Below are 24,580 nucleotides of genomic sequence, written 5' to 3' on the forward strand. Positions count from 1 at the left end.
ACACAAACTTTGAAAAAGATTATTTTGATGTATTTTTGTAAGACTATTTTTTTGAATGAAATTATTCTACGTGATTCTGGGAGCTACAACTACAGGGAGAAATATCGAGCAACACGATGTTTTCTTTGGTATTGCAGAAAGTGTCGAAGACCTGCATTCGGAGATCAAAAATTTTTGGAAATTTACCAAACTTCATATCGACTGTTATCAGGAAGTGAAATTTGCTGATGGTTACGAACTGAAAATTGTAGAAAAAACATCTGAAATATCTGATAATCAATTATTTTTTGTCAATCTTGGTGGATATAAGTCAGGGCATTTTGAGGAATTTCATGAGCAGCATTTGATGGTTGGGAAATCTTTGGCAGAAGTCATTAAAAAAGTTAAAAAGACCCGGTTTTATAAAACAATGGGTTTCAAAAATGCACCCAGCCACGTAGATGATCAGCACGGTGTTGACATTGATGATATTTATAATGTCAATGATCTTTTGTCAAAAGAAACTAAAGAAAAATATTCCATTATTCTTGAAAAATCGGAAATTGAAAATCAGGAAAATGTGATGAAAATAGGTTATTTTAAAATCAAATAAATATGAAAATATTCTCACTTTTTTTAATTTTAATTTCATCATTTGCCTATTCGCAAACATCGGAAGAGAACTTAGTAAAAGCTTCGATTAATAGCTTGTTTGACGGAATGAAAACTTCAGATTCAGCGAAAATTAACAAGGCTTTTTCCAAAACAGCAGTTTTGCAAACCATTACAAAAAATGGTGAAGTCAAAAGTGAAAATATCAACGATTTTGCTCTTGGTATTTCCAAAGCTGAAAAAGGAAGTCTGGATGAGCGAATCACATTTTCAAGTATCTTTATTGATGGAAATCTGGCTTCTGTGTGGACACCTTATGAATTTTATTATCAGGGAAAATTCTCGCATTGTGGCGTCAATTCTTTTCAGTTGGTGAAATTTAATAATGAATGGAAAATCCAGTATATCATTGATACTAGACGAAAAGATAATTGTAAAAAGTAATATAAATTTAGAAATAAAAAGAAAGTAAAAAAATGAAAATCGGAATTTTAGGAGGCGGACAACTCGGAAGGATGTTCATTCAGGAAGCATTGAAATATGACGATGAATTCTATGTCCTTGATCCAAATCCGGAATGTTCTTGTGCTAATATTTCGCACTACACAAGAGGGAATTTCAATGATTATGATGATGTTTTGGAATTTGGAAGACACAAAGATGTGGTTACGATTGAAATTGAACACGTGAATGCCGATGCGCTGGAAGAATTGGAAAACCTGGGTGTGAAAGTAGTCCCGAATTCAAGTATTATTAAGATCATTCAGCAAAAGATTCTTCAGAAAAAATTCTATGAGGAAAACAGAATTCCTTCTCCGGAATTTGAAATTATGGATGGAAGCGAGGAGGAAATCAAGATTCAGCTTCCCTTTGTTCAGAAACTAAATACCGGCGGATACGACGGCAAAGGTGTACAACTCATCCGAACAGCTCAGGATTGGAGAAATCTTTGGACGCAAGAATCAGTTTTGGAAGATTTGGTGGACATTGATAAAGAATTATCTCTCATCGTCGCCAAAAATGAAAATGGTGAAACCAAAACTTTTCCAGTGACAGAAATGGTTGCTGACCCTAAACTGAATCTTCTCGATTTCAATATTTGTCCGGCTGATATTTCGGCAGAAACTCAAACTCAAATCGATAAAATTGCCAGCCGATTCATTAACAGTGCAGATTCTCCAGGACTTTTTGCCATCGAGTTGTTCCTGGATAAAAATGGGAAAGTCTGGGTCAATGAAACTGCGCCAAGACTGCACAATTCCGGACATCAGTCTCAGGAAGGAAACTCAAATTCACAGTTCGAACAGTTTTACAGAGTGGTGAGAAATCTACCGTTGGCAGATACAGATTCTTTCGGATTCTCAGGAATGTTGAATCTGGTTGGTGAAGAAAATTATTCGGGAAAAGTAATGTATCAAGGTCTGGAAGAGGTTCTGAAATTACCAAAAACCTATGTTCATCTCTATGGGAAAACCGAAACAAAGCCTGGAAGAAAAATGGGTCACATCAATGTCTTGGCAGATTCCCGGGAAGAATTGATGGAGAAACTGATTCAAATAAAATCTATGGTAAAAGTCATTGCATAGAAAACAAAAAGCAAGGTTTTTGACCTTGCTTTCTTTTTATTTTTAAGTTGAAAATTATTTAGCTTTCAATTTATCAAGTGTATTGTTGTAAGCTTCTTTGGTATCCTCAGCCGCTTTTTTAGTTGCCTCTTTTGTATTTGCTGCTGCATTGTCCATGGCTTCTTTGGTGTCTTTGGCAGTTTCTTTCATATCCTGTTTCGCATTTTCTGTTGCCACTTTTGCTTTGTCGACCGTATTGTCTACGCCTTCTTTTAGATCCTGAGCGGCATTCCCAATAGCAGCTTTCGTATTTTGCCACGCAAGATTTGCATCTGCTAACGCTTGTCTTGCAGCCGTTTCTGCTTCTTTATCTCCTTTTTTGATGGCAGCATCCAGGTCAGCTTGTGCTTTGTCAATTTTTTCTTTCGCTTCGGTTTCTGTCATTGTTCTGGTTTCTGTACTTACTACGGCAAGCGTGTCTTTATTTTCGTCAGTTACGACGGTTTTTTCCTGTTTAGTACAAGATGTTGCGAACAATAGTACAGTTACAGAAGCTGTTATAATAATTTTTTTCATTATAAGTTTTATTTTAAATAGTTTGGATAATAGTATCAATGTAAAAGTATCAAATAAATCAATACAATTTGTTTAATTTTTACTGTGCCTTGGTTTTCTTTTCAGCATTCCCGGTTTGTAATTGATGATGAAAACCCCGCCAATGATAAACACAGTTGCCAAAAGGAATTTTGCAGAAATGGTCTCACCCAGAATCAGCCAGCTGAGGAAAATACTGATGATCGTATTCACGTAAGACAAGATAGAAACTTGTGTCGGCAGTAATGTTTTCAATAAATAATGATAAGCGAAAAACGCTGTCACAGAACCGAAAACTGCCAGATAAACAATCGCTGAAATACTTTTTACAGACCAGCTGTCAATATCAATTTTATCGGAAAATAGAAATGCAAAAATCAACTGCACGATTCCTGCAAAAGCAAATTGATAGAAAAGATTGAGGAACAGATTATTTTTCTCAGAAGTCAGTTTTTTTGTGTAGATCGTTCCTGCGCCCCAGCAAACAATGGCTAAAAGTAAAACCAACAAACCATTTCTATAATCCGGATTTCCAAGATCATTGATTCCGTCCCAGAAAATGAAAACCACACCAAAAAGTCCCATCAGAAGACCAATCATCGTTCGGAAAGTAAATTTTTCCAACCCGATAATCATACTTGCAATAAAGATGAAAACAGGAGAAAGCGCACTTATCAATGATGTTAAACTACTCGTAAGATCTTTCTCAGCAACTGTCGTTAAACCATTTGCACCAATCAACATCAATGTAGAAAGTGTAAGTTGGATGGAGAGATTCTTCCAGCTAATCCATTTCAATTCTTTTTTGAAAAGTAAGATGGGAAGAAGAATAATAGCCGCTAAAAACTGACGCAATCCTGCAACAAACCAAGGCGGAACAGTTTCTACCCCGATCTTGATACCCAGGAAAGTCGTTCCCCAGACGATGGCAACGATGAAAATACAGATAATGGTTTTGGAAGTCAAGCCTAAAGAATTAAAAACAAAGATATTCCAAAATCCAGAGTTTTACTCATAAATCTTTATCTTTGGACATCTAATAAAACTTTAAAAATGGTTGGAATAATAATGGGCAGCCAGAGCGATCTCCCAATTATGCAGCAAGCAGCAGAATTTTTGAAAACACTGGAAATTCCTTACGAGCTTACCGTAGTTTCTGCGCACAGAACGCCAGAGAGAATGTTTGATTATGCAAAAACAGCGAAGGAAAGAGGCTTAAAAGTCATCATTGCAGGTGCTGGCGGCGCGGCACATCTTCCGGGAATGGTTGCCAGTTGTACCACTTTACCAGTGATTGGCGTTCCGATTTTGTCTTCAAATTCCATCGATGGTTGGGATTCTGTTTTATCGATTCTTCAAATGCCTTCCGGAATTCCCGTTGCGACAGTTGCATTAAATGGAGCGACAAACGCCGGAATTCTCGCTGCCAAAATCATCGGAACTTCAGATTCAGAAGTTTCTCAAAAATTAGAAATATATCAAAATTCATTGAAGGATAAAGTCCTTGGAACAGTGGATGATATTAAGAAATTGCATCCGAATCAGTTTGATAAATAATTTTTGGGCAGCTATTTCCGTCTTCCGTTCCCAATCTTTTTTGCCTAAGCTTTTCCAGCCGCAAAAAAGGATTTCCACTCAAGCCGGACTGCAGTTTCAACCTTTATAGATATTTTGCCAGAAGTATATGATCAGTAAAAAAGTCATCGAAAAATTGAGTGACAAAGAACTCAGCAATTACATTAAACCCGAAAGCAAATTTGTCGCAAAAAGTATCCGATATGCCTTTGACATTTTGAAAGAAAGAGGACACGTTTTTTCAGAAACCGAAACCGAACGCATCGAACAACTGATCCGATCGAAAGAGAAAATCGAAATGGAAGATGTCACCATTGATGACAAATGGGACAAGAATTTAAGCGAAGATGAAACCGCTATCGAGTTGTATTCCAATAAAGTGATTTGGTTCTTCAGTGTCATTTTTGGTGTGATCTTCGGAACGGCTTTGCAGGTTTTTAATTTCTTCAAGGTCAATGACAAAAAAGGAGCAATCACATCTCTCGTTTTCGGAATTTCGTACGCTCTTGCAACAACTTATCTTTTGAATCTATTTGGAGACATCAGATAGGGTAAGATGTCACTCAGGTTTTTACTTTCCGGGATTGGCGCAATAGGACTAAACTTGATCAGAGAAAAAATGTTTAAAAGCGAGATGGAATATCGAGCAAAGTCGTTCGTCACACCGTTAGTGGTTTCGCTTTCTATACATCTCGTCATCATCTATTTCGTCTTTTTTGAATCATAATCGATGCACTTATTATAAAAATTCTACTTATCCAAAATTCCCCGAATCTTATTCGCATTCGTGATTAATTCCTCCAAATAATCAAAATTCTCTTTCTCCAACGCAGACTTGAATTTTCGAAGCTGTGTAATATGTTCATTCAAAACATCCAGAACATTTTCTTTGTTTTGACGGAAAATCGGAACCCACATTTCCGGATGTGATTTTGCAAGGCGAACGGTGCTGGAAAAACCGGAACTCGCCAACTGAAAAATAGTATCTTCCTCACGTTCTTTTTCCAAAACTGTGTTCGCCAAAGCGTAAGAAGTGATGTGCGAGATGTGCGAAATGTAAGCGGTATGAACGTCGTGCGCATCGGCATTCATATAGATTGGATGCATCTCCAGATTCTCGATGACCTTTTCTACAATTGTCAGAGCATCTGCGTCCGAATCTTCTCGGTTGCAAATCACAGCCGCTTTTCCTGCAAAACTCTCTTTGGTTGCAGATTTAGGACCTGAGTTTTCCGTCCCCCACATCGGGTGGAATGCCACAAAACGTTTCCTGTTCTGGTGACCTTTGATCGAATCTACAATCCCGGATTTTGTAGAACCAACATCCATCACAGTTTGTTTTTCATTAATTAAATCCAAAACCGATGGTAATATTTTTCTTGCCGAATCTACAGGAATTGCAATGATAATTAAATCAGAATTTTTCACACCGTTTTCCAGATCTGCTTTCTCATCAATGATATTAAGCCTCAGAGCACTGTTGAGATGTTCTTCATTCTGATCAATTCCATAAACGAAATCTGTGAAGTTTTTGTTCTTTAATTTCAGTGCAATAGACCCGCCGATCAATCCGGTTCCAATGATGCTAATCTTCTTCATAATATTTAAATTTTTAAAACAAAAAACCCCGTCATCAGGACGAGGTTTTGATATTTATACATACGAATCCTAATCCTTTTTGAGGGTCAAAATTGCGTAATAATATGTCGTGTTAATTGTTTTCACAGAACGAAGATAGACATTATTTTTTTAAATTTATTTATAACTCTTTTATCTTTTAGAAAGTTATCCGTATTATATTTCCAAACCCGCTGTGGAAGGGAGCCGGACGGTGTATCTCACCAGACCGCCCCGGTCATCTCTCCGGACCGCCCCCGTGCTTAAAGCAGACCGCCCCCGTAACTTCACGGGGGCGGTCTGTCGGATTACGCTCTCAGTATATCTTTGAGCATTATGGATTCGATATGATCAAAGTAGACGGAATGTCCGATAACCAGAGGCTTTTGGAATCGATGAGGTTTTTCCAGCTTTTGCTGCTGATTAACATTAAATCCTGTGACTGAAGAAAATCTTTCTCAATAATTTTTTCGTTGTAAAGCGTGATGTGATTTGGTGCGATATGTTCGATATTTCTGATTAATTCACGGATTTCGGTATTCTTACGGATTTGTCCGGCTGCGTCTAAGATAATCACTTGAGAATCGTTATTGTTGATCAGGCGTTTTGCATATTCTACCAAAAAGAAATCATTAAGTTCAAAGATCGGGATGAATATTTTATCAGCACTTTCGAATTTTTTATCCACCATAATCCCGACAGGAATATTGGTTTTATCCAGAATACTCAATGTAAAATCATCAAAAGGCGATGAATTAAAAATGTAGGATTTTCCTTTTACAGTATTCAATAATTTCTCAGGATTAATGATTTTCGTTGTGAATCCAAGCAGTTTTCCAAGCAAGCTACCTTCATAAATCGATTTTCCTAACATCACAAGAAGCAAGTCGTAATGACCTTTGTTTGTAATGCTGATCAGATCATTCTCAATATCATTAGACGCTTTGAAAAGGGTAGTGACTTCCAGCTTCAACTCGTTAGAAGTATCGATCACATTTTCAAACATATCTTTTTCATAAACATCATTATCAAAAGCGTGAAGCTCATCAACCGGTGCAATTGTCATCGCTGTTATGCTTTTGTTGCTATTCATTTTGTTTGTGAAATTATCTGCCAGTTTCAGAAGCGTACTTCCGGATTCAGCATTATCGAAAGATAGAAGAACTTTATATTTTCCTCCGTTTTCCTCCGTTTCTCCATCAGTCAAATCCTTTTTTCCTCTGAATATAAAATTAATCAAATCGAGAGCAGGACCAGTCATAAATGTGGTTACCAACGCCATTATAACCATCATCGCAAAGATTGACGGACTCAAAACGCCAAGATCGTAACCAATATTCAGAACAATTAATTCCATCAGGCCACGCGTGTTCATCAATGCGCCAATCGTAAGACTGTCCTTCCAGCTTATCTTCAGGAATTTTGCAGTTAAAGCACTTCCGATAAATTTTCCAGTTACAGCCGTGAGAATAATTAATCCTGTTATAAGCCAAAGATGACCGTCGTTCAGCAATCCGATTTGAGTTCTTAAACCAGTAAAAACAAAGAATAATGGAAGTAATAAAACCAATGCAACATCTTCAACTTTCTCGATAAATAAGTTTCGGAATTTCACATTTTCCGGCATTATCGCTCCAGCCATAAAGGCTCCGAATAATGCGTGAATCCCAATAACTTCTGTTGCATAAGACGAAATTATTAATGTTAAAAAGAAAATCGCAACTATTGATTTATTAATGATTCCTTTTCCGGCTTGCAGTTCTCCGATTCTTTTCAGGAAAGGTCTTACAATTTTAATCATCAGGAAAACATAACCGATCGCCATCAAAATCACATAAATAGAACTGGCAAAAGATCCGGCTTTTACAATCGCAATCACGGCTGCCAAAATACACCAGGCTGTAATGTCATCTGCTGCAGCACAAGTTATGACGATGGTTCCGAGTTTTGTTTTCTGAAGATTCCGTTCCTGAACAATTCTTGCCAAAACCGGAAATGCTGTGATACTCATCGCAATCGCAATAAACAAGGCAAATGAACTGAATTGAATTCCTTCCGGCGCAAATTCCTTATAAATGAAATATGACAATCCAATTCCTAATGCAAAAGGAATAATAATACTTGCGTGGCTGATGACCACTGCATCGTGCGCTTTTTTTCTAAGAACGCTAAGATCCAGTTCCATTCCTACGATATACATAAATAAAATTAATCCTATCTGGCTGAGAAACTGTAAGTTGCCTAATGATTCTTTCGGGAAAAGAAAAGCGGAAAATTCCGGGAAATATAATCCAACTAATGACGGTCCGAGCACGATTCCAGCAATCATTTCACCAATTACAGATGGCTGCTTCAGCTTCATACAGATCCAACCGAAAAGCCTGGCTACAAAAATAATGGTAACGATCTGAGCCAGAAGTAGTGCTAAAGGATGATGCAGATTGGTCATAAAAGACTCCGAGAAATTGTCCCACATTGATCCCTTATTTTCTTTGATCACAATGTTTTCTCCAGCTTCCAGAGTTTTTCCTTCTACTATAAACCAATATATCAGTCCTGAGAAAAAAAGAATTGTAACAACGTAAAAAATAATATTCCTGTACTTTTTCATATTCATTAATCTAAATTTTACCTGATTTCAAGATGTAAATTTGAGAAGTTTTTGAATACGAAATTCATCTTACACTAAGAAATGTAATAAAATGACTGAATTATGTACTGAAATTTTAATTTTAGTATTTCCTTATCAATTTTTCAGAAACCTGATCTTTGAAAACCTCACTGACAGTTAGTTTTACGGGATTTCCATCAGCAGAAATTAGATCCAGAATTATATCCGATGCAGAAAAAATCTTAATAAGCTGAACATTCACCATTTCCTTTTTATTAATCTGGACAAAATATTTTTGTGGTAATAATTCCGATAAATGTTTGAAACTTAGATTTTTTAATATAATTTCTGAGCCACTTTTCAGTATGACATCTTTGTCGCGGCTGTCGATCTCAGAAGTTTTTATGTAAACGATTTCGTTGGTCAGAATTACGGTTTTTCCAAGATTTGTGTTCCATTCGAAAAAGCTGTTTTTTTCTGTTTCGATGATGAGTTTTTCTACCTTTTCAAAAGCCTGCTGAAGACGTTCTTTTTTGATTGGTTTCCGGACATAATCGACTACACTCAGATCAAAAGCTTCCGCTGCGTATTCTTTATAAGCTGTCGTAAAAATGATTTTCTTTCCTTTAATCAATTCAGCAACCTGAAGTCCGTTCATTCCCGGCATTTCTATATCCAGAATGCAAAGGTCGCAATCGATATTGTCAATTTCCTGCAAAAAAACTTTTGGATTGTTGAAGGCTTTTACAACTTCCACATTTAATTCGTCACAAAGCAATTTCAGGTAACTAATTGCCAGTAATTCATCATCCAGTATAACGCACTTTATCATAAAATTCTCCCAGATTGATTTTTAAATGAGCGGTATAAATATCATTATTAATGCTTTTCGTCAGTTTGTAATGACTTTTATAAATCATCTTCAGCCTTTGATCACAAGAACCGCTTCCGAAACCGCTGTTTTCTTTCTGCATCGGCGTTTTTTCGGAAATCTTGTTGCTGACTTTCATTTCGAATTGACGATTTTCCAGACTTAAATTAATTGAAATAAAAGAATCCTGAGCAAGAAAATCGGTGTGTTTGAAAGCATTTTCTATTAGATCAACAGAAATTAATGGCGCGAATATTTTTTCGGAATAAATTGAATCTTCCTTATCAATTTTAGTTTTAATCCTAAGGTCAAAAAGTGGGTTGATTTTGATTTTATTAATATCAATCAGACTCATGGCGAAGTCGAGTTCCGCTTTTGCGCTGACATATTTGTTGCTGCTTTCGTAGAGAATGTAATCCAGAATATTGGCCAATTTATCAAGCGAAATGTAAGTCTGATAAGCGTGCGACTGTACAGAATTCAGGATATTTTTAAAAAGATGGGGATTGAGTTTGGTCTCGATATGTTCCAGCCTGACGTTTTCCAGTTTACTCTCAATGGCTTTGTAGTTATCCTCGAGAATCTTGTTTTTTGTATTTGCAGATTTGTATTTCCCGTAAAGAAAAAAACATAAAACGATCAGAAGAAAAATGGCGAAAATCCCTCCAAACAGCAAATAATCCGGGAGTAATAAATTTCTGCCATTCATTGGATAGATGTTAGAAGTTAAGTTTTAGAAATTAGATTTAAAATTAATATTAAATCGACAGATCTATTTTATTTTTTTTAATCCTGTAAATTCTGCATTTTCCTTACATTTGGAATAGTTGACTTCGAATCTTGGATTGTTTTTCGGGTAGAGCAGAAGGTATTGCGGACAAGGTTTTTGTTGAGCTTTACTTCTGTCGAAATCGATTTTTCCTGCAGAAATAATACTGTCTTTTAGGAATTGTTCTGAGATTTTATTGATTTCCATTTCTACCTGAAAATCCGGAGAATAGATGAAGTCTTTGGTCAATGTTTCTGCAATCACTCTGTCATTCGGAAAATAAGAGCAGGTTGTTCCTTTTTGATTAAGTATAAAAAATACGATCAATAATCCAGGAATAAGCCCGATGGAATAGAATTTAAGTTTTTTGAACATTGTCTGGTCTTAGAAAATCAAAAGATTAATGTCGTGGTAAGGAAGATCAAATCTGTTGCAGATCAACTGTTTCGTATGTCGGCCTTTGTACATATATAGTGATTGCTTAATTTCACTTTTATGGATCAGCATATTTTCGAATCCGCCTTCTTCGTCGTAGCCTAGAAGATAACTTAGGAAGAAATTGCTCACAGCTTTCGTAGTAGTTCTTGGCATTTTCGAAGTTAGGTTTGGTAATCCGCAATGGATCACGCCGTGTTTTATAACGAAAGGATTCTCTGTGGTTGTGAGTTCCGAAGTTTCGATTACTTTTCCGTTATCGATTGTTATGTCGATGATGACGCTTCCTTTTTTCATTTTCATTACCATATCTTCGGTAACGATTGGTGGAAGATTAAGTCTTGGCAAAGCACCGATGACAACGTCTGCTCTTCTTAATGATTTGGTTAATTCTTTAGGATCGATGATAGATGTCGGAACGCGGCTGTCAACCAAAGTATGAAGTCTTCGAAGCTTCGAAAGTGAATTATCAAAAACTTTGACGCTTGCTCCTAGTCCAATTGCTGCTTTCGTTGCAAATTCACCAACGATTCCTGCTCCTAATATTACAACTTCTGTCGGACGAACACCGGTGATTCCGCCGAGCATCAATCCGTTTGACATTGCCAAAAGTTCTGATGCATATAATATAGAAACACTACCTGCGATTTCCCCGATTAATCTTACCAGAGAAAGCTGCTTATACTCATCCGTAATGAATTCGAAAGCAATCGCATTGACTTTTTTACAAGCCAATTTCAGGAAATATTCTTTATCCCGAAGGTTGATCTGCAAAGCGGAAATCAAATAAGTCATCGGCCTTAGATAGTCGATTTCTTCTTCTGTAGGTGGGTTAATTTTTAAAACTAAATCCTGGGCAAATGCCACTTTTGGATCGTCTGTTATCTCTGCGCCAGCCTCAGAATACAGTAAATCCGAGTAATGGGAACCAAGACCAGTTCCGGCTTCTATGATGACTCTGTGACCATTATTAACAAGGATCTGAACAGCGTCCGGAATGATACACGTTCTTTTTTCGTTCAGACAGGTTTCTTTCGGGATTCCGATGCTGAATGTTTTTCCCTTTTTTACAACTTCAAGTTTTTCTTCCTTCGGCATCAGATCTTCTTCTGTAAAAGGCGTAAATATGGTGGATGTACTGCTCATAAAAATGAATCGTTAATCAAAAATAAAGAACAAAGATAAAACAATTTAGTGTAAGGTTAATTAAATTCGATTTCTCTTCCGGAATCTGTATTGTTAATAGTCATTTCATGAAAATCATAACCTTCCAATTCGTCCATATAAATCTCCGGCCATTCAATGATAGAAAGGTAGCAATTGTCCAGATATTCCTCGATTCCGAAATCGTAAGCTTCCTCAACAGATTTTAATCGATACAGATCAAAATGGAAAACTTTTCCCTTTGGAGTGTCGTATTCATTGACGATTGAGTAGGTTGGTGACGAAATTTCGTCCTGGCTTCCTAATTCTTTAAGAAGAAATTGAGAAAAAGTTGTTTTGCCTGCGCCAAGATTTCCTTTTAATAACAAAATGGGATGTTTGATTTCCGGGATAATTTGCTTTACAACCTCATCCCACTCATTCAATGCATCAATAAATAACCTCATTTATTTTTTTTTGCAAAAATAGCTTATTCCGAAAATAGTATTCATTTATTTACTTTAATATTAACATAAAAATAATTTTTTGGATGATGTCATAATGTATCAATTATATTATTATTTTTGCAAAAATAATGTAGTATTGATGATTGTCTTGCATTTACATTGTTTTTTTAATTATAAAACCAAATATTGTATGAATAAAAAATTTATTCTTTTGTTAGGAATAATGTTATTTCAGTCAATTTGTGCACAGGTAGGGATTAATACAAGTTCTCCTACCAGAACATTGCATGTAGCTGGCGATCTGAAGATAAGGCAGATGACAGACGTGTCAGAGTTGCTGTCTTATGATAGAATTCTTGCCGAGGATGCGGATGGAAATATAGATTATGTTTCAAAAAGCAACTTGCTGCCAAATAGTTCTGATCCGGATGAGGCTAACAAGGAAGCCTACAGTCAATTATTCAATATGAGCACTGAAAATGGAGATCCCAGCAAAATTCTAAAATGTGGGAAGTTTTATTTTTTATTTGATTCCGGTGTTGATTCACGTATTAAATTCCGATTGGCAGATGAGCCTGCTTCTTCAGTAGACATATTTATGAGTATGGAGCAGAATTGGGACGGCAACGGATTCCAGTTTTTTCAAGGTCACGCTTCAAATGATCCGGCCACTGTACCATTTGTTTTCAATCCCGAAAATTACAATATACCACAGGAATTTGCAGAGGCAAACGTAGCAGATTCTGAGCAGAATGTCATGCATTTCCAATACCCAAATGACCCCAATTTTTACAGGCTTACAATATACAGAGTGAGGCAAAAAATAGGATCTCCGGTTGTACTCAGCTGGGATTTTGCTGCCACTTGTGAAAAATTCTAAATATGAAAAAAATTACTTTATTGCTTTTTACATTAATGAGTATCTATGCAATATCTCAAAATCAAAATGTCGGCATTAATACTGAAAATCCCACACGTAAGCTTGACGTCAATGGTAATCTGAGGTTGGCTACACTCCCGGATGTTACCAATGATAGCAATTTCCCGAAAATCATGGCAGTCAATAAGGATAACGGAAATGTGGATCACATTACTGCTTCTTCTTTTATGCAATCTGATGTCAATAATGTAGAGGTAAAGCGAAGTATCTATCTCGCGCCTACTCCAGATGATACAAAAGAATGCAGTTGCGGAGATATGACATTCAGGATTAATAGTTCGAATATTGCTGAGTTCAAACTAAACAGCAATGCGATTTTTAATTCAATCAATTCTACCGCTTTCGAACTGGATTATGGGATAAAAAGATGGACGAGTACTTATTACAATTACTTCAATGATACTGTTAATTTTACATTAGCCAATTATTCCACTTATCAGACTTTAGATCCGGAATTATTCAATTCAAATAATACAGTAAGGATCTACACCATCATTCTGCCGAAACAGAACAACCTTTACCGCCTTACCCTTACAAGGCTTGCAAACACAGACAGCAACCATACCTTCAGTTTAATTTGCGAAAAATTCTATATACAGACTTTATAAGATGAAAAAAATAATTACTTTTTTTACAATTGGATATTCGGTATTACTATTTTCACAAGTAGGTATTGGAACGCAGTCTCCGGACAAAACATTAGACGTCAATGGTGATCTGAAAGTGGTAACAACTACAGACAAGAGCAATGATGCAGCATATAATAAGATATTGGTAGCTAATTCTTCTGGTGAAATAGGAGCCTGGACAAAAGACGGAATCCGGGATCAGATAGAAAGTGTATTTCTGGAAAACAAAAAAGTAATCGTCTTTTCCAACGCGCCCGATATTGACAGGACGATGGAGTGCGGTAAATTTGAGTTCAGATTCAACACAGGTCCTGAACCTCAAATGAGATTGTCGACAGCTCCCACTTCCGGTACAACAATCTACTACAGCAGGATTCATAAGCAAAATTCCGGGGCTAATTCATTTTACGGAGATAATACGATCACTACAAACATACCTGCCGTTTACGACACGTCAAACGATTGGGTTTCGCTGGATCCTTCAGGACGTATTCTCAATTCTTTGGATGAGATTTACATTTCTTATCCGGGCGACAAAAACCTTTATAGATTGACATTGCTTCCAAGAACCATGCAGACAACGCCAACGGTACTGTATTTTTATACAATGATGTGCGAAAAATTTTAGAAAATATTGGTCGCCGTAATTTTTTTTAAAATTTGAAATAAATATAAAATCTCCATCTGGGGATTTTTTTGTTTCCAGACTTTAAATATTATAAATTTACCTCGTGATTACAAAAGAAACCATAGACCAGATTTTCTCTACCATCCGTGTTGAAGAAATTATCGGCGAATATGTTCAACTGAAAAGGGCCGGCTCCAACTTCAAGGGTCTGAGTCCTTTTCACGAAGAAAAGTCGCCGAGTTTTGTCGTTTCTCCAAGCAAGCAGATCTGGAAAGATTTCTCCACGGGAAAAGGTGGAACCGCTATTTCTTTTCTGATGGAGATTGAAAATTTCACCTATCCGGAAGCACTTCGCCACGCTGCGAAAAAGTACGGAATTGAAATTAAAGAAGATGTAAAAGAATATTCCGAAGAACAAATACAAGCGCAGACTGAACGTGATATTTTGTACAAAATCCACGAAATTGCCAACGATTTTTTCCAGGATCAGCTTTGGGAATCTGAGGAAGGCAGGATGATCGCTTATTCTTATTTTAAAGAAAGAGAACTTCGGGACGATATTATCAAGAAATTCCAACTCGGATATTCGCCTGAAAAGAAAAATGCGTTTACAGAATTTGCTTTAGATAAAGCCTATTCCAAAGAAATATTAGAGAAATCAGGACTTTCAATTTTTCCGGAAAACTCACCTTCCGGAATTGACAGATTCCGTGATCGTGTGGTTTTTCCAATTCACAGTTTTTCAGGTCGGGTTTTAGGTTTTGGAGCAAGGATTCTCAAGAATAATGTCAAAACTGCAAAATATCTCAATTCACCGGAAACCGAAATTTACCACAAGTCAAATGTTCTTTATGGATTAAATCAAGGTAAACAGGCGATTTCCAGAAAGAATCTCTGCCTTTTGGTAGAAGGTTATATGGATGTGGTTTCACTTCATCAAAGTGGGATTGAAAACGTGGTGGCAAGTTCCGGAACGTCTTTGACAACGGAACAAATTAAATTAATAAAACGCCTCACCGAAAACGTCACAATTCTATTCGATGGTGACAATGCAGGAATCAAAGCGAGTTTTCGAAGTATCGATATGTTGCTTTCCGAAGGGATGAACATTCGGGTGTTGCTTTTCCCGGACGGCGACGACCCAGATTCTTTCGCAAGAAAACATCCGCAAGAATTTGTTGAGAATTTCATTGACAAAGAAGCCAAAGATTTCATTGATTTCAAAGCCGAAATTCTTCTCAGAGATGCAGGAACTGATCCAATCAAAAAAGCAGAAGCCATTCGTGATATTGTAAAATCCGTTGCTTTTGTTCAAAATGGTTTGAAACGTGAAGTTTATCTGAAAGAAGTTTCCAATAAGTTTGGACTCAGCGAGCAAAGTTTGTTTAATGAACTCGAGATTCATAAAAACGCGCCTAATCAGGAAAGAAAACCTTCATCATTTCAGGAAAAACAAGTTCCGCAGAAGTTAGAAGTTGTTCAGGAAGCTTTAATTACAATCAATCCGCTTTTGATGCTGGAAGAGAAATTGGTGGATTTGATGTTGAAATATGGTGATCTTATTCTTGAAAGAAAAGACCACGAAGGAAATGCTTATCAGATTACGGTCATCGAAGAAATACTGAATCACCTCAATGAAGACGATTATGAAATTCAGCTCAAAATCAATCAAAAAATAATTTCCGAAATCAAAGAAGGAATCGAGCAAAAGGAATTGCGTTCCGGTCAGTTTTTCTTCAATTTTATGGACGAGGAAGTTTCCGGTAAACTGGCAAATGCACTTATAGATAATTATCAGACCAGCAATTGGAATCAGTATAATATCTATTTTAGTTCAGAGGAAGAAGTCGTTCCAAAAATGGTCTCAGACGTTGTTCTGCGTCACAAAAGAGAATATGTTGTAAAATTAATTCACGATCTCAAAAATTCCCTTAACGACCATGGAACGCTAATCTATCAGCAAATAATCCTTTTAACTCAATTAAAGAACAAATTAGACAGCGAATTATTTCGTATTTTGTGACAGAAAGTCCTACTTTAGCAAAGGAATAGAAATTGCAAACTCAAAAGAAATTTAGAAACAACCACAGATAATATGGACATTAAAAAAGAATTCAGAGATTTCTCAGTAAAACATTTGGGAAACAACGGTCTGGTAACAGATCAATATATGGGAATGTTTAACCCGACCAACCTGACGCCTTACATTATGGAGGAGCGCAGAATGAACGTTGCACAGATGGACGTTTTCTCCCGATTGATGATGGACAGGATTATTTTCCTTGGAACAGGAATCGACGATCAGGTTGCGAATATCGTGACAGCACAGTTACTTTTCTTGGAAAGTTCTGACTCCGCAAAAGATATTCAGATCTACATCAATTCCCCTGGTGGAAGCGTTTATGCAGGATTGGGAATCTATGACACGATGCAGATCATCAAGCCAAACGTAGCGACAATCTGTACAGGAATCGCAGCATCAATGGGTGCAGTGCTTTTGGTAGCGGGCGAAAAAGGAAAACGTTCCGCCTTGAAACACTCAAGAGTAATGATTCATCAGCCAAGCGGCGGCGCACAAGGTGTAGCTTCCGATATGGAGATCAACCTGAGAGAAATGTTGAAGTTGAAAAAAGAACTTTATGACATCATTTCCGACCACTCCGGACAGACTTACGAATGGGTAGAAAAAGCATCTGACAGAGATTACTGGATGACCTCTACCGAAGCCAAAGAATACGGAATGGTAGACGAAGTTTTGGAAAGAAAAGCTTAATTAGAAACCAAATAATACAATAAAACCTGATTCACTTGAGTCAGGTTTTTTTATTTGGGGCGCCTTTATCCGCCCTCCGTTCCCGCTTTTTTTGCCATTGCGATCGACGTGAGACAGTCAAAAGAACTTTTCAACAATCGCAATGACAAAAAAGAGCTCCACTCAGGTCGGGGCGCACTTCGCACAGTTGAAACATTAGTCTTGTAATTTTGGATTTGTAATACAATTGAAGCAAATTAATTAGACTTATTACATAATACATTATACAGCGCACATTTTACAAAAAAACATTTTGCAGAAAATCTCAATTTCACTACTTTTGACGCATCAAAATTATAGAAATGAAAAAATCAGTGATATTGTTGGCTTCCGCTATTCTCGTTATTTCTTGTGACATCCCTGCCGGAGGGAACAAAGGCCGTCTGAAAAAAGAAGGCGATATTGTAAGATACGACGACCCAAATGCACCTCACGGAACTTACGCACCAGCGTCAGATACTGCAAAAGCAGTTCACAGCATCGCAGACACCGCAAAAGCTTCTACAATGGAATCAAAAGCAACTGCACCCGCAACCACCGAGGCCCCAAAAGCTGAACACTAATCAGAATTTTATAAAAATATTATAACAAAAAATGTCTTGCGTTTGCAGGACATTTTTTATTTTTACGAACCTTACTTTGACAAAGTTTTTTAATCAATTATCATTTATCAATCATAATGAGTACACAAACATACATCAACGAAAACAAACAACGTTTTCTCGACGAACTTTTCGACATTCTCAGAATTGCTTCCATCAGCGCAGATCCAGCCTACAAATCAGAAGTTCTGAAATGTGCAGACGAAGTCGCAAGACATCTGAAAGTTGCAGGTGCAGATAATGTGGAAATCCTTGAAACCAAAGGTTATCCAATTGTTTTCGGAGAAAAGATCATCGACAAGAATTTGCCAACTGTTTTGGTTTACGGGCATTATGATGTTCAGCCAGCAGATCCGTTGGAATTATGGACAAGCGATCCATTCGAACCAGTTGTGAAAACGACCGAACTTCATCCGGAAGGTGCGATTTTCGCAAGAGGTTCTGCCGATGACAAAGGTCAATTTTTTATGCACGTCAAAGCGTTCGAAGCAATGATGAAAACCGATTCTTTGCCTTGTAATGTCAAGTTTTTGATAGAAGGTGAGGAGGAAGTTGGCTCTGCAAGTTTGGCAGATTTCCTTGAAGATCATAAGGAAAAACTGAGCTGCGATGTAATCTTAATTTCCGACACGCATATTTATTCGAATGAGCAACCAACTGTTACAACAGGTTTAAGAGGTTTGAGTTATGTGGAAGTCGAGGTAGAAGGTCCAAACCGTGATTTGCATTCCGGACTTTATGGTGGTGCCGTTCCGAATCCGATAAATGTTTTATCAAAATTAATTGGCGATTTAATTGATGAAAAAGGACACATCACAATCGATGGTTTTTATGATAATGTTTTGATCGTTTCGGATGAAGACAGAGCAGAAATGAACAAACTGAAGGACGATCAGGAAGGTTATAAAAAATCGATTGGTCTTAATGATATTCAAGGCGAAGAAGGTTACACGACTTTGGAAAGAGCGTCAATCAGACCAACTTTAGATGTCAACGGAATCTGGGGTGGTTATACTGGCGAAGGAGCTAAAACTGTGATTGCTTCCAAGGCTTTTGCCAAGATTTCAATGAGATTGGTGCCAAACCAGACACCTGAAGAAATCACGGAAAAATTCACCAAATACTTTGAAAAGATCGCGCCTAAAAGTGTGAAAGTAAAAGTAACGCCTCACCACGGCGGAATGCCTTACGTTTTGGAAAGTGATACCAAAGAATTCCAGGCTGCTAAAAAAGCAATGGAAAAAGCTTTCGGAAAAGAAGTTTTGCCTTATAGAAGTGGCGGAAGTATCCCAATTACATCACTATTCGAGAAAGTGTTGGGCGCAAAATCTGTATTGATGGGATTCGGTTTGGATTCAGATGCTATTCATTCACCAAACGAACATTACGGACTTTACAACTATTACAAAGGAATAGAAAGTATCCCTTACTTCTTTGAATTTTACGCGAAAGGATAAAAAATTAAAGACAGTTGATTCTGTCTTTTTTGTTAAATATTAATCATTAACTAAACCACATAGACACATAGAAATTAAGTATTTATAAAGATTAAATAGAGTATGAAGTTTTTCTATTTAATCTTAAAATTTTTCTAAAAAAACTATGTGCCTATGTGGTTAAAAATAAAATAAAAATTATGTCAAAAGTAATATACATCACAGGCGGAACCAAAGGAATCGGTTTCGGAATAGCAGAAGTCCTATTGAAAAACGGTCACAAAGTAGCCATCAGTGGGAGAAAGCAAGAAGATATTGATAAAGCTGTTTCGGAACTTAAAAGAATTTCAGAGAGTATTTTTGGTGTGAGTTCGGATGTTAGAAATTTTGCAGACGAAGAGAATGCAGTTTCAAAAATTGTAGAAAGATTCGGAATTCTGGATGTTGTCATCGCCAATGCTGGTTTGGGAGTTTTCAAACCAGTTGATGAATTGAGCATCGAAGACTGGAACGCAATGCAGGAAACCAATTTGACAGGCTGTTTCTATTCATTGAAAGCTTCGGTTGAGGAATTGAAAAAATCTGAAGGTTATTACATCACCATCGCAAGTCTCGCAGGAACCAATTTTTTTGAAAATGGCGCTGGATATAATGCTTCCAAGTTTGGAGTTGTCGGTTTTACACAAGCCGCAATGATAGACCTTAGAAAATATAACATCAAAGTTTCTACCATAATGCCAGGTTCTGTTGCTACAAATTTCAATGGAAATGTTCCTACAGAAAAAGACGAATGGAAGATCCAGCCGGAAGATATGGGAAATCTCGTCCTCGATATGCTGAATATGAATCCAAGAGTTTTGCCAAGTAAAATAGAATTCAGAGCAAGTCAGGTTAAGAAATAATTGACTTAAAATCGAAATTTGTCTTGTTTAAGTTATTAAAAATGTAGACGGTTTTTAGCAAAATTGTCAGTATTTATCGGCTTTATTATTTGTAAATATTCTAAATACCCGATTAATAAAGGCTTAACGAATCCTATTTATTAAATAACAATAAATTATGCATGCATAGCATTTTTTATATAAATTAGCCAAATTCATATAACAAAATATATCACAATAAAATGAAAATATTAGTTTGTATCAGTAGTGTTCCAGATACTACGAGTAAAATTAACTTTACGGCAGACAAGTCTGCATTCGACAAAAACGGAATCCAGTGGGTAATCAATCCTTTGGACGAATTTGCTTTGACAAAAGCTATAAAATTACAGGAATCCCAAGGCGCAACCGTAACAGTTGTGAACGTTGGTGACGCAGGAACAGAGGCGGTTATCAGAAAAGCTTTGGCAATAGGAGCGAATGACGCAATCAGAGTTAATACTGAAGCTAAAGACAGTTTCTCTGTAGCTAAAGAAATCGCAAAAGTTGCTCAGGACGGTGGTTATGAATTAATCCTGATGGGAAAAGAATCCATCGATTACAATGGTGGCGCAGTTCCGGGAATGGTAGCGCAATTGCTTAATTTCCCATTTGTGAATGCATCAGTTGGATTAGAAGTTAATGGCTCAGAAGCGACTGCAGTAAGAGAAATCGAAGGTGGAAAAGAAACTATTTCTGTAAAATTACCAGCAGTTGTTGCAGGTCAAAAAGGTTTGGTCGACGAAAAAGATTTGATCATCCCAAATATGAGAGGCATTATGTCTGCAAGAACAAAAGCTCTTCAGGTGGTAGAACCTTCAAATTCGGAGGTGAAAGTGGAAGCTGTTTCTTTTGACAGCGTTGCACCAAGAGCAGCCGTGAAATTGGTTTCTGCAGATAACCTGGATGAACTGGTAAGATTACTTCACGAAGAAGCAAAAGTTATTTAATCATTCAAAATTTCACATTCAAGATTCATTGTTTCCCAAGCTTGAATTTTGAATTTTAAACCTTAAATTTAGAAATTATGGCAGTATTCGTATACGCAGAAAATATAAACGGAATTTATAAAAAAGCAGCATTTGAAGCCGTTTCTTATGCAAAAGCAATAGCAGCAAAAACTGGAGATTCAGTGACTGCGATTTCCATCAATCCTACAGATTCTTCAGATTTACTTTATAAATATGGCGCAGATAAAGTCATTAATGTAAAAGATGCAGGTCTTAAAAACTTCAGTTCAAAAGCTTACGCACAAGCAGTGAATGAGGTTTTCGACGGAAATGTTATCGTTTTTCCTCATACAACAGACGCATCTTCAGTGGCGCCGATGTTGGCAATTCAGAAAAATTATTCTTTGATTACCAACGTAATTGAAGCTCCGGAAAGCACTTCGCCTTTTCAGGTTAAGAGAAGAGCGTTCTCAGGAAAAGGATTTATGCACGCAAAAGCTGACGCAGCGGGCGTTATCGTAACAGTTTCTCAGAACGCATTTGGTGTTAAAGAAAATGCGGCTTCCGGTTCAGAAGAAGTGAAAGAATTGAGCATAGCCAACGAAGATACAAAAGTGATCAACCACGAACAGTCTTCCGGAAAGCTTGATCTTAAAGAAGCTGAAGTTGTAGTTTCCGCTGGCAGAGGTCTGAAAGGTCCTGAAAACTGGGGAATGATCGAAGATCTGGCAAACGTTTTGGGCGCAGCAACAGCTTGTTCCAAACCAGTTTCAGATATTGGATGGAGACCTCACACAGAGCACGTTGGACAAACTGGGAAAGCCATTTCTCCGAATCTTTATGTGGCAGTTGGTATTTCCGGAGCGATTCAACATTTGGCGGGTGTCAACAGTTCCAAGACGATTGTTGTGATCAATAATGATGCGGAAGCACCTTTCTTCAAATCTGCGGATTATGGCGTAGTAGGTGACGCTTTCCAAATCATTCCTGCATTGACAGAGAAAATCAAAGCTTTAAAAGGCGCTTAATTTTCATTAATATAAAATCAAAACCTGAGTCATTGGCTCAGGTTTTCTGTTTATATATTCTAATCATTGATTCATTTATTTTTTTAATTTTCATGGCAGCTTTTTCCGTCCTCCGTTCCCAAACCTAACGTAGTGGTTCGATGAAGTCAATCTTTTTTGCAGATGATTTCCAGTTCAATAGAAATCGAATTCTTCGCAAAAAAGGATTTCCACTCAGGCCGGGCTGCGAAGATTCGTGTTCAAAATCAATGCGTTATATTTTATTAAAGTTTGGCATTTTGAAATAAATACTTTTTACGTCGTACTTTCTACATAAATACGATGCAAACCACGTAAAATTCAACAATTTCTCAGCGAAAATTAACAAAAAATTTTATATTTGCTAAATGGATTATAAAAAATTAATCATACGAGGAATCTCATACAGCCAAACCCAGTCGGGAGCTTATGCGCTGTTGTTGGAACATGAAGAAACATCAGTCAAACTGCCTGTTGTTATAGGAAATTTTGAAGCGCAATCCATCTCTTTAGGATTAGAAAAAGACATCAATCCGCCTCGTCCTTTGACGCACGATCTGTTCACACAATTCGTTAAAAATACCAACTTCAAGATCGAATCTGTGATCATTTATCAAATAAAAGACGGCGTTTTCTTTTCAAATATCAATTTCAAGAATCCATTATCCGATGAAGAACTGATTTTGGATGCAAGAACTTCCGACGCTGTTGCCATGGCAGTCCGTTTTGATGCACCAATTTTCACAACTTCCGATGTCCTGAATGAAGCCGGAATTCTGTTGGAACTGGATGAGACACCGAAAGTAAGCGATGAGGAAACAGAAGCCGAAGAAGTTGCAGATTTCAATGATCTTTCCGGGATTACTTCCGAAGAATTGGACCAGCTGCTGAGTGATGCTGTGAAAGAAGAAGATTATGACACCGCGCTAAGATTACAGGAGGAAATCAAAAGAAGAAACAAAAAAATCGATTAACCAATACTAATATCATTTTATATAATGAGTCTAAAATTACGATTGACTATACTTAGCTTTCTGCAATTCTTTGTTTGGGGAGCTTGGCTGATAACGATGGCAAACTTCTGGTTTGGAACCAAACATTGGGATGGAACACAGTTTGGCGCTGTTTTCGGAACGATGGGAATTGCCTCGATCTTTATGCCAACCATCACGGGAATCATCGCAGACCGTTGGGTCAATGCGGAAAGGATTTACTCTGTTTTACAAATTCTCTACGGTATTGTACTTTTCATTTTGCCACATTCGGAAACGCCGGACTCATTCTTTTATATTATGCTTTTAGCAATGTGTTTTTATATGCCGACCATTGCTTTGACGAATTCAATTTCTTATACCATTTTGAAAAACAGTCATCTGGATGTTGTGAAAGACTTTCCGCCTATCAGAGTTTGGGGAACGATTGGTTTCATCGTTGCGATGTGGATTACAAATCTTACAGGAAATAAGGCGACAGAAGGGCAGTTTTACATTGCCGGAGCTGTAGCAATTCTTTTAGGCTTATATGCTTTGACATTACCAAAATGCCCGCCTCAAAAATTAATCGACAAAAGTGCACCGCTTTCTGAACAACTTGGGCTAAATGCTTTTAAGTTATTCGGTAATTTCAAAATGGCTTTGTTCTTTTTATTTTCGATGCTATTGGGTGCAGCTTTGCAATTAACAAATGCTTACGGTGATGTTTTCCTAAGCGAATTTGCTAATTTCCCCAAATACGCCAACTCAATCGTAGTAGAAAAATCGACAATCATTATGTCTATTTCTCAGATTTCTGAGACCCTGTTTATTTTGGCAATTCCATTCTTTCTTAGAAAATTCGGAATCAAAAAAGTAATGCTGATCAGTATGTTTGCCTGGGTTTTGCGTTTTGGATTGTTTGCATTCGGAGATCCTGTAAACGGACTTTGGATGATTATTCTTTCCTGCGTGGTTTACGGAATGGCATTTGACTTTTTCAATATTTCGGGTTCACTTTTTGTAGAAACTACAACCGACAAAAAGATTCGCTCTTCTGCTCAAGGTTTATTTATGATGATGACAAACGGTTTTGGAGCTGTTCTTGGAAGTTATATCGCAGGTTGGGCCATTGATAAATTCTTTACCATAAAATTCACAACGGTTTCCGAACTTTCAAATTATCTGCAGACAACTCCGGATAATTCTACTTTCTTGGGCATTTTGAAAAATTCATTTAATTCAGCTGTCAATCCGGATGGAACTTTGTCGAATATTGTATTTGTAAAAGACTGGACTCACATCTGGCTTTATTTTGCAGCTTATTCTTTGGTAATAGCTATTCTTTTTGGATTATTTTTCAGGCATAAACATTCTGTTGCAGATGTTGAAACTATTAAGCATTAAT

26 protein-coding genes are annotated in these 24,580 nt (G+C 37.0%); 17 read left to right on the top strand and 9 right to left on the bottom strand.

Annotated features, from left to right (window positions below; translation table 11 throughout):
• Window positions 1–55: 55 nt before the first annotated feature.
• The 3 genes from OPU68_RS03095 to OPU68_RS03105 are packed head-to-tail and all read left to right on the top strand — an operon-like array spanning window position 56 to window position 2,177.
• The gene (locus OPU68_RS03095; protein WP_498472529.1) at window positions 56–592 is read left to right on the top strand and encodes a DUF1543 domain-containing protein; all 537 of its coding nucleotides are present in this window, start codon (window positions 56–58) and stop codon (window positions 590–592) included.
• Between the two features lie 2 nt (window positions 593–594).
• Window positions 595–1,035, top strand: coding sequence for a nuclear transport factor 2 family protein (locus OPU68_RS03100; RefSeq protein WP_498472530.1), 441 nt, complete (start codon window positions 595–597; stop codon window positions 1,033–1,035).
• Between the two features lie 32 nt (window positions 1,036–1,067).
• Window positions 1,068–2,177, top strand: a complete 1,110-nt coding sequence (locus OPU68_RS03105; RefSeq protein WP_498472531.1) for a 5-(carboxyamino)imidazole ribonucleotide synthase — start codon at window positions 1,068–1,070, stop codon at window positions 2,175–2,177.
• 54 nt (window positions 2,178–2,231) lie between these two features.
• Here OPU68_RS03105 and OPU68_RS03110 read toward each other — a convergent pair whose 3' ends face one another.
• Window positions 2,232–2,732: a hypothetical protein gene (locus OPU68_RS03110; RefSeq protein ID WP_498472533.1), complete on the bottom strand. Its 501-nt coding sequence runs from the start codon at window positions 2,730–2,732 to the stop codon at window positions 2,232–2,234.
• Window positions 2,733–2,804: 72 nt separating this feature from the next.
• Window positions 2,805–3,716 carry a DMT family transporter gene (locus OPU68_RS03115; protein ID WP_498472534.1) on the bottom strand — a complete coding sequence of 304 codons (912 nt, stop codon included), beginning with the start codon at window positions 3,714–3,716 and terminating at the stop codon, window positions 2,805–2,807.
• Between the two features lie 87 nt (window positions 3,717–3,803).
• Here OPU68_RS03115 and purE point away from each other — a divergent pair, with 87 nt between their 5' ends.
• Entirely contained in the window at window positions 3,804–4,307 is a 504-nt protein-coding gene (gene purE, locus OPU68_RS03120) for a 5-(carboxyamino)imidazole ribonucleotide mutase (RefSeq protein ID WP_498472535.1), read from the top strand.
• Window positions 4,308–4,434: 127 nt separating this feature from the next.
• Window positions 4,435–4,875: a hypothetical protein gene (locus OPU68_RS03125; RefSeq protein ID WP_498472537.1), complete on the top strand. Its 441-nt coding sequence runs from the start codon at window positions 4,435–4,437 to the stop codon at window positions 4,873–4,875.
• A gap of 200 nt (window positions 4,876–5,075) precedes the next feature.
• On the opposite strand, the gene OPU68_RS03130 is transcribed toward OPU68_RS03125, so the two are convergent.
• The 7 genes from OPU68_RS03130 to tsaE form a co-directional block, all read right to left on the bottom strand.
• Complete coding sequence (locus OPU68_RS03130) at window positions 5,076–5,924, bottom strand: prephenate dehydrogenase (protein ID WP_498472539.1); 849 nt, start codon at window positions 5,922–5,924, stop codon at window positions 5,076–5,078.
• A 352-nt stretch (window positions 5,925–6,276) separates the two neighbouring features.
• Complete coding sequence (locus OPU68_RS03135; protein WP_498472541.1) at window positions 6,277–8,553, bottom strand: cation:proton antiporter; 2,277 nt, start codon at window positions 8,551–8,553, stop codon at window positions 6,277–6,279.
• Window positions 8,554–8,674: 121 nt separating this feature from the next.
• Window positions 8,675–9,385, bottom strand: coding sequence for a LytR/AlgR family response regulator transcription factor (locus tag OPU68_RS03140; protein ID WP_498472542.1), 711 nt, complete (start codon window positions 9,383–9,385; stop codon window positions 8,675–8,677).
• Entirely contained in the window at window positions 9,360–10,133 is a 774-nt protein-coding gene (locus OPU68_RS03145) for a histidine kinase (protein ID WP_498472543.1), read from the bottom strand. The genes OPU68_RS03140 and OPU68_RS03145 overlap by 26 nt, the downstream gene beginning before the upstream one ends.
• Before the next feature lie 63 nt (window positions 10,134–10,196).
• A complete protein-coding gene (locus tag OPU68_RS03150; RefSeq protein WP_498472544.1) occupies window positions 10,197–10,568 on the bottom strand; it encodes a hypothetical protein in 372 nt (123 codons plus the stop codon).
• Window positions 10,569–10,577: 9 nt separating this feature from the next.
• Window positions 10,578–11,774 (bottom strand): alanine dehydrogenase, encoded by a 1,197-nt coding sequence (locus OPU68_RS03155; RefSeq protein ID WP_498472545.1) that lies wholly within the window; start codon window positions 11,772–11,774, stop codon window positions 10,578–10,580.
• Window positions 11,775–11,830: 56 nt separating this feature from the next.
• A complete protein-coding gene (tsaE, locus tag OPU68_RS03160) occupies window positions 11,831–12,238 on the bottom strand; it encodes a tRNA (adenosine(37)-N6)-threonylcarbamoyltransferase complex ATPase subunit type 1 TsaE (protein WP_498472546.1) in 408 nt (135 codons plus the stop codon).
• A 190-nt stretch (window positions 12,239–12,428) separates the two neighbouring features.
• On the opposite strand from tsaE, the gene OPU68_RS03165 reads away from it, so the two are divergent.
• From OPU68_RS03165 to OPU68_RS03220, 12 genes are all read left to right on the top strand, one after another.
• The gene (locus tag OPU68_RS03165) at window positions 12,429–13,118 is read left to right on the top strand and encodes a hypothetical protein (RefSeq protein ID WP_498472548.1); all 690 of its coding nucleotides are present in this window, start codon (window positions 12,429–12,431) and stop codon (window positions 13,116–13,118) included.
• 2 nt (window positions 13,119–13,120) lie between these two features.
• On the top strand, window positions 13,121–13,786 hold the full coding sequence (locus tag OPU68_RS03170) for a hypothetical protein (protein WP_498472549.1): 666 nt from the start codon (window positions 13,121–13,123) through the stop codon (window positions 13,784–13,786).
• A 1-nt stretch (window position 13,787) separates the two neighbouring features.
• Window positions 13,788–14,435, top strand: coding sequence for a hypothetical protein (locus tag OPU68_RS03175; protein WP_498472550.1), 648 nt, complete (start codon window positions 13,788–13,790; stop codon window positions 14,433–14,435).
• A 103-nt stretch (window positions 14,436–14,538) separates the two neighbouring features.
• Window positions 14,539–16,458, top strand: coding sequence for a DNA primase (gene dnaG, locus OPU68_RS03180; RefSeq protein WP_498472551.1), 1,920 nt, complete (start codon window positions 14,539–14,541; stop codon window positions 16,456–16,458).
• 72 nt (window positions 16,459–16,530) lie between these two features.
• The gene (gene clpP / locus OPU68_RS03185; RefSeq protein ID WP_028122990.1) at window positions 16,531–17,208 is read left to right on the top strand and encodes an ATP-dependent Clp endopeptidase proteolytic subunit ClpP; all 678 of its coding nucleotides are present in this window, start codon (window positions 16,531–16,533) and stop codon (window positions 17,206–17,208) included.
• Between the two features lie 341 nt (window positions 17,209–17,549).
• The gene (locus OPU68_RS03190; RefSeq protein ID WP_498472552.1) at window positions 17,550–17,810 is read left to right on the top strand and encodes a hypothetical protein; all 261 of its coding nucleotides are present in this window, start codon (window positions 17,550–17,552) and stop codon (window positions 17,808–17,810) included.
• A gap of 113 nt (window positions 17,811–17,923) precedes the next feature.
• Window positions 17,924–19,306, top strand: a complete 1,383-nt coding sequence (locus tag OPU68_RS03195; RefSeq protein WP_498472803.1) for a dipeptidase — start codon at window positions 17,924–17,926, stop codon at window positions 19,304–19,306.
• Between the two features lie 179 nt (window positions 19,307–19,485).
• Window positions 19,486–20,187 (top strand): SDR family oxidoreductase, encoded by a 702-nt coding sequence (locus tag OPU68_RS03200; RefSeq protein WP_498472553.1) that lies wholly within the window; start codon window positions 19,486–19,488, stop codon window positions 20,185–20,187.
• Between the two features lie 221 nt (window positions 20,188–20,408).
• A complete protein-coding gene (locus OPU68_RS03205; RefSeq protein ID WP_498472554.1) occupies window positions 20,409–21,155 on the top strand; it encodes an electron transfer flavoprotein subunit beta/FixA family protein in 747 nt (248 codons plus the stop codon).
• A gap of 77 nt (window positions 21,156–21,232) precedes the next feature.
• The gene (locus tag OPU68_RS03210) at window positions 21,233–22,183 is read left to right on the top strand and encodes an electron transfer flavoprotein subunit alpha/FixB family protein (protein ID WP_498472555.1); all 951 of its coding nucleotides are present in this window, start codon (window positions 21,233–21,235) and stop codon (window positions 22,181–22,183) included.
• A 386-nt stretch (window positions 22,184–22,569) separates the two neighbouring features.
• On the top strand, window positions 22,570–23,175 hold the full coding sequence (locus OPU68_RS03215) for a bifunctional nuclease family protein (RefSeq protein ID WP_498472557.1): 606 nt from the start codon (window positions 22,570–22,572) through the stop codon (window positions 23,173–23,175).
• 24 nt (window positions 23,176–23,199) lie between these two features.
• Complete coding sequence (locus tag OPU68_RS03220) at window positions 23,200–24,579, top strand: nucleoside permease (protein WP_498472559.1); 1,380 nt, start codon at window positions 23,200–23,202, stop codon at window positions 24,577–24,579.
• Window position 24,580 lies beyond the last annotated feature (1 nt).

The sequence above is a fragment of the Chryseobacterium sp. TB1-D10 genome, from assembly GCF_059803555.1.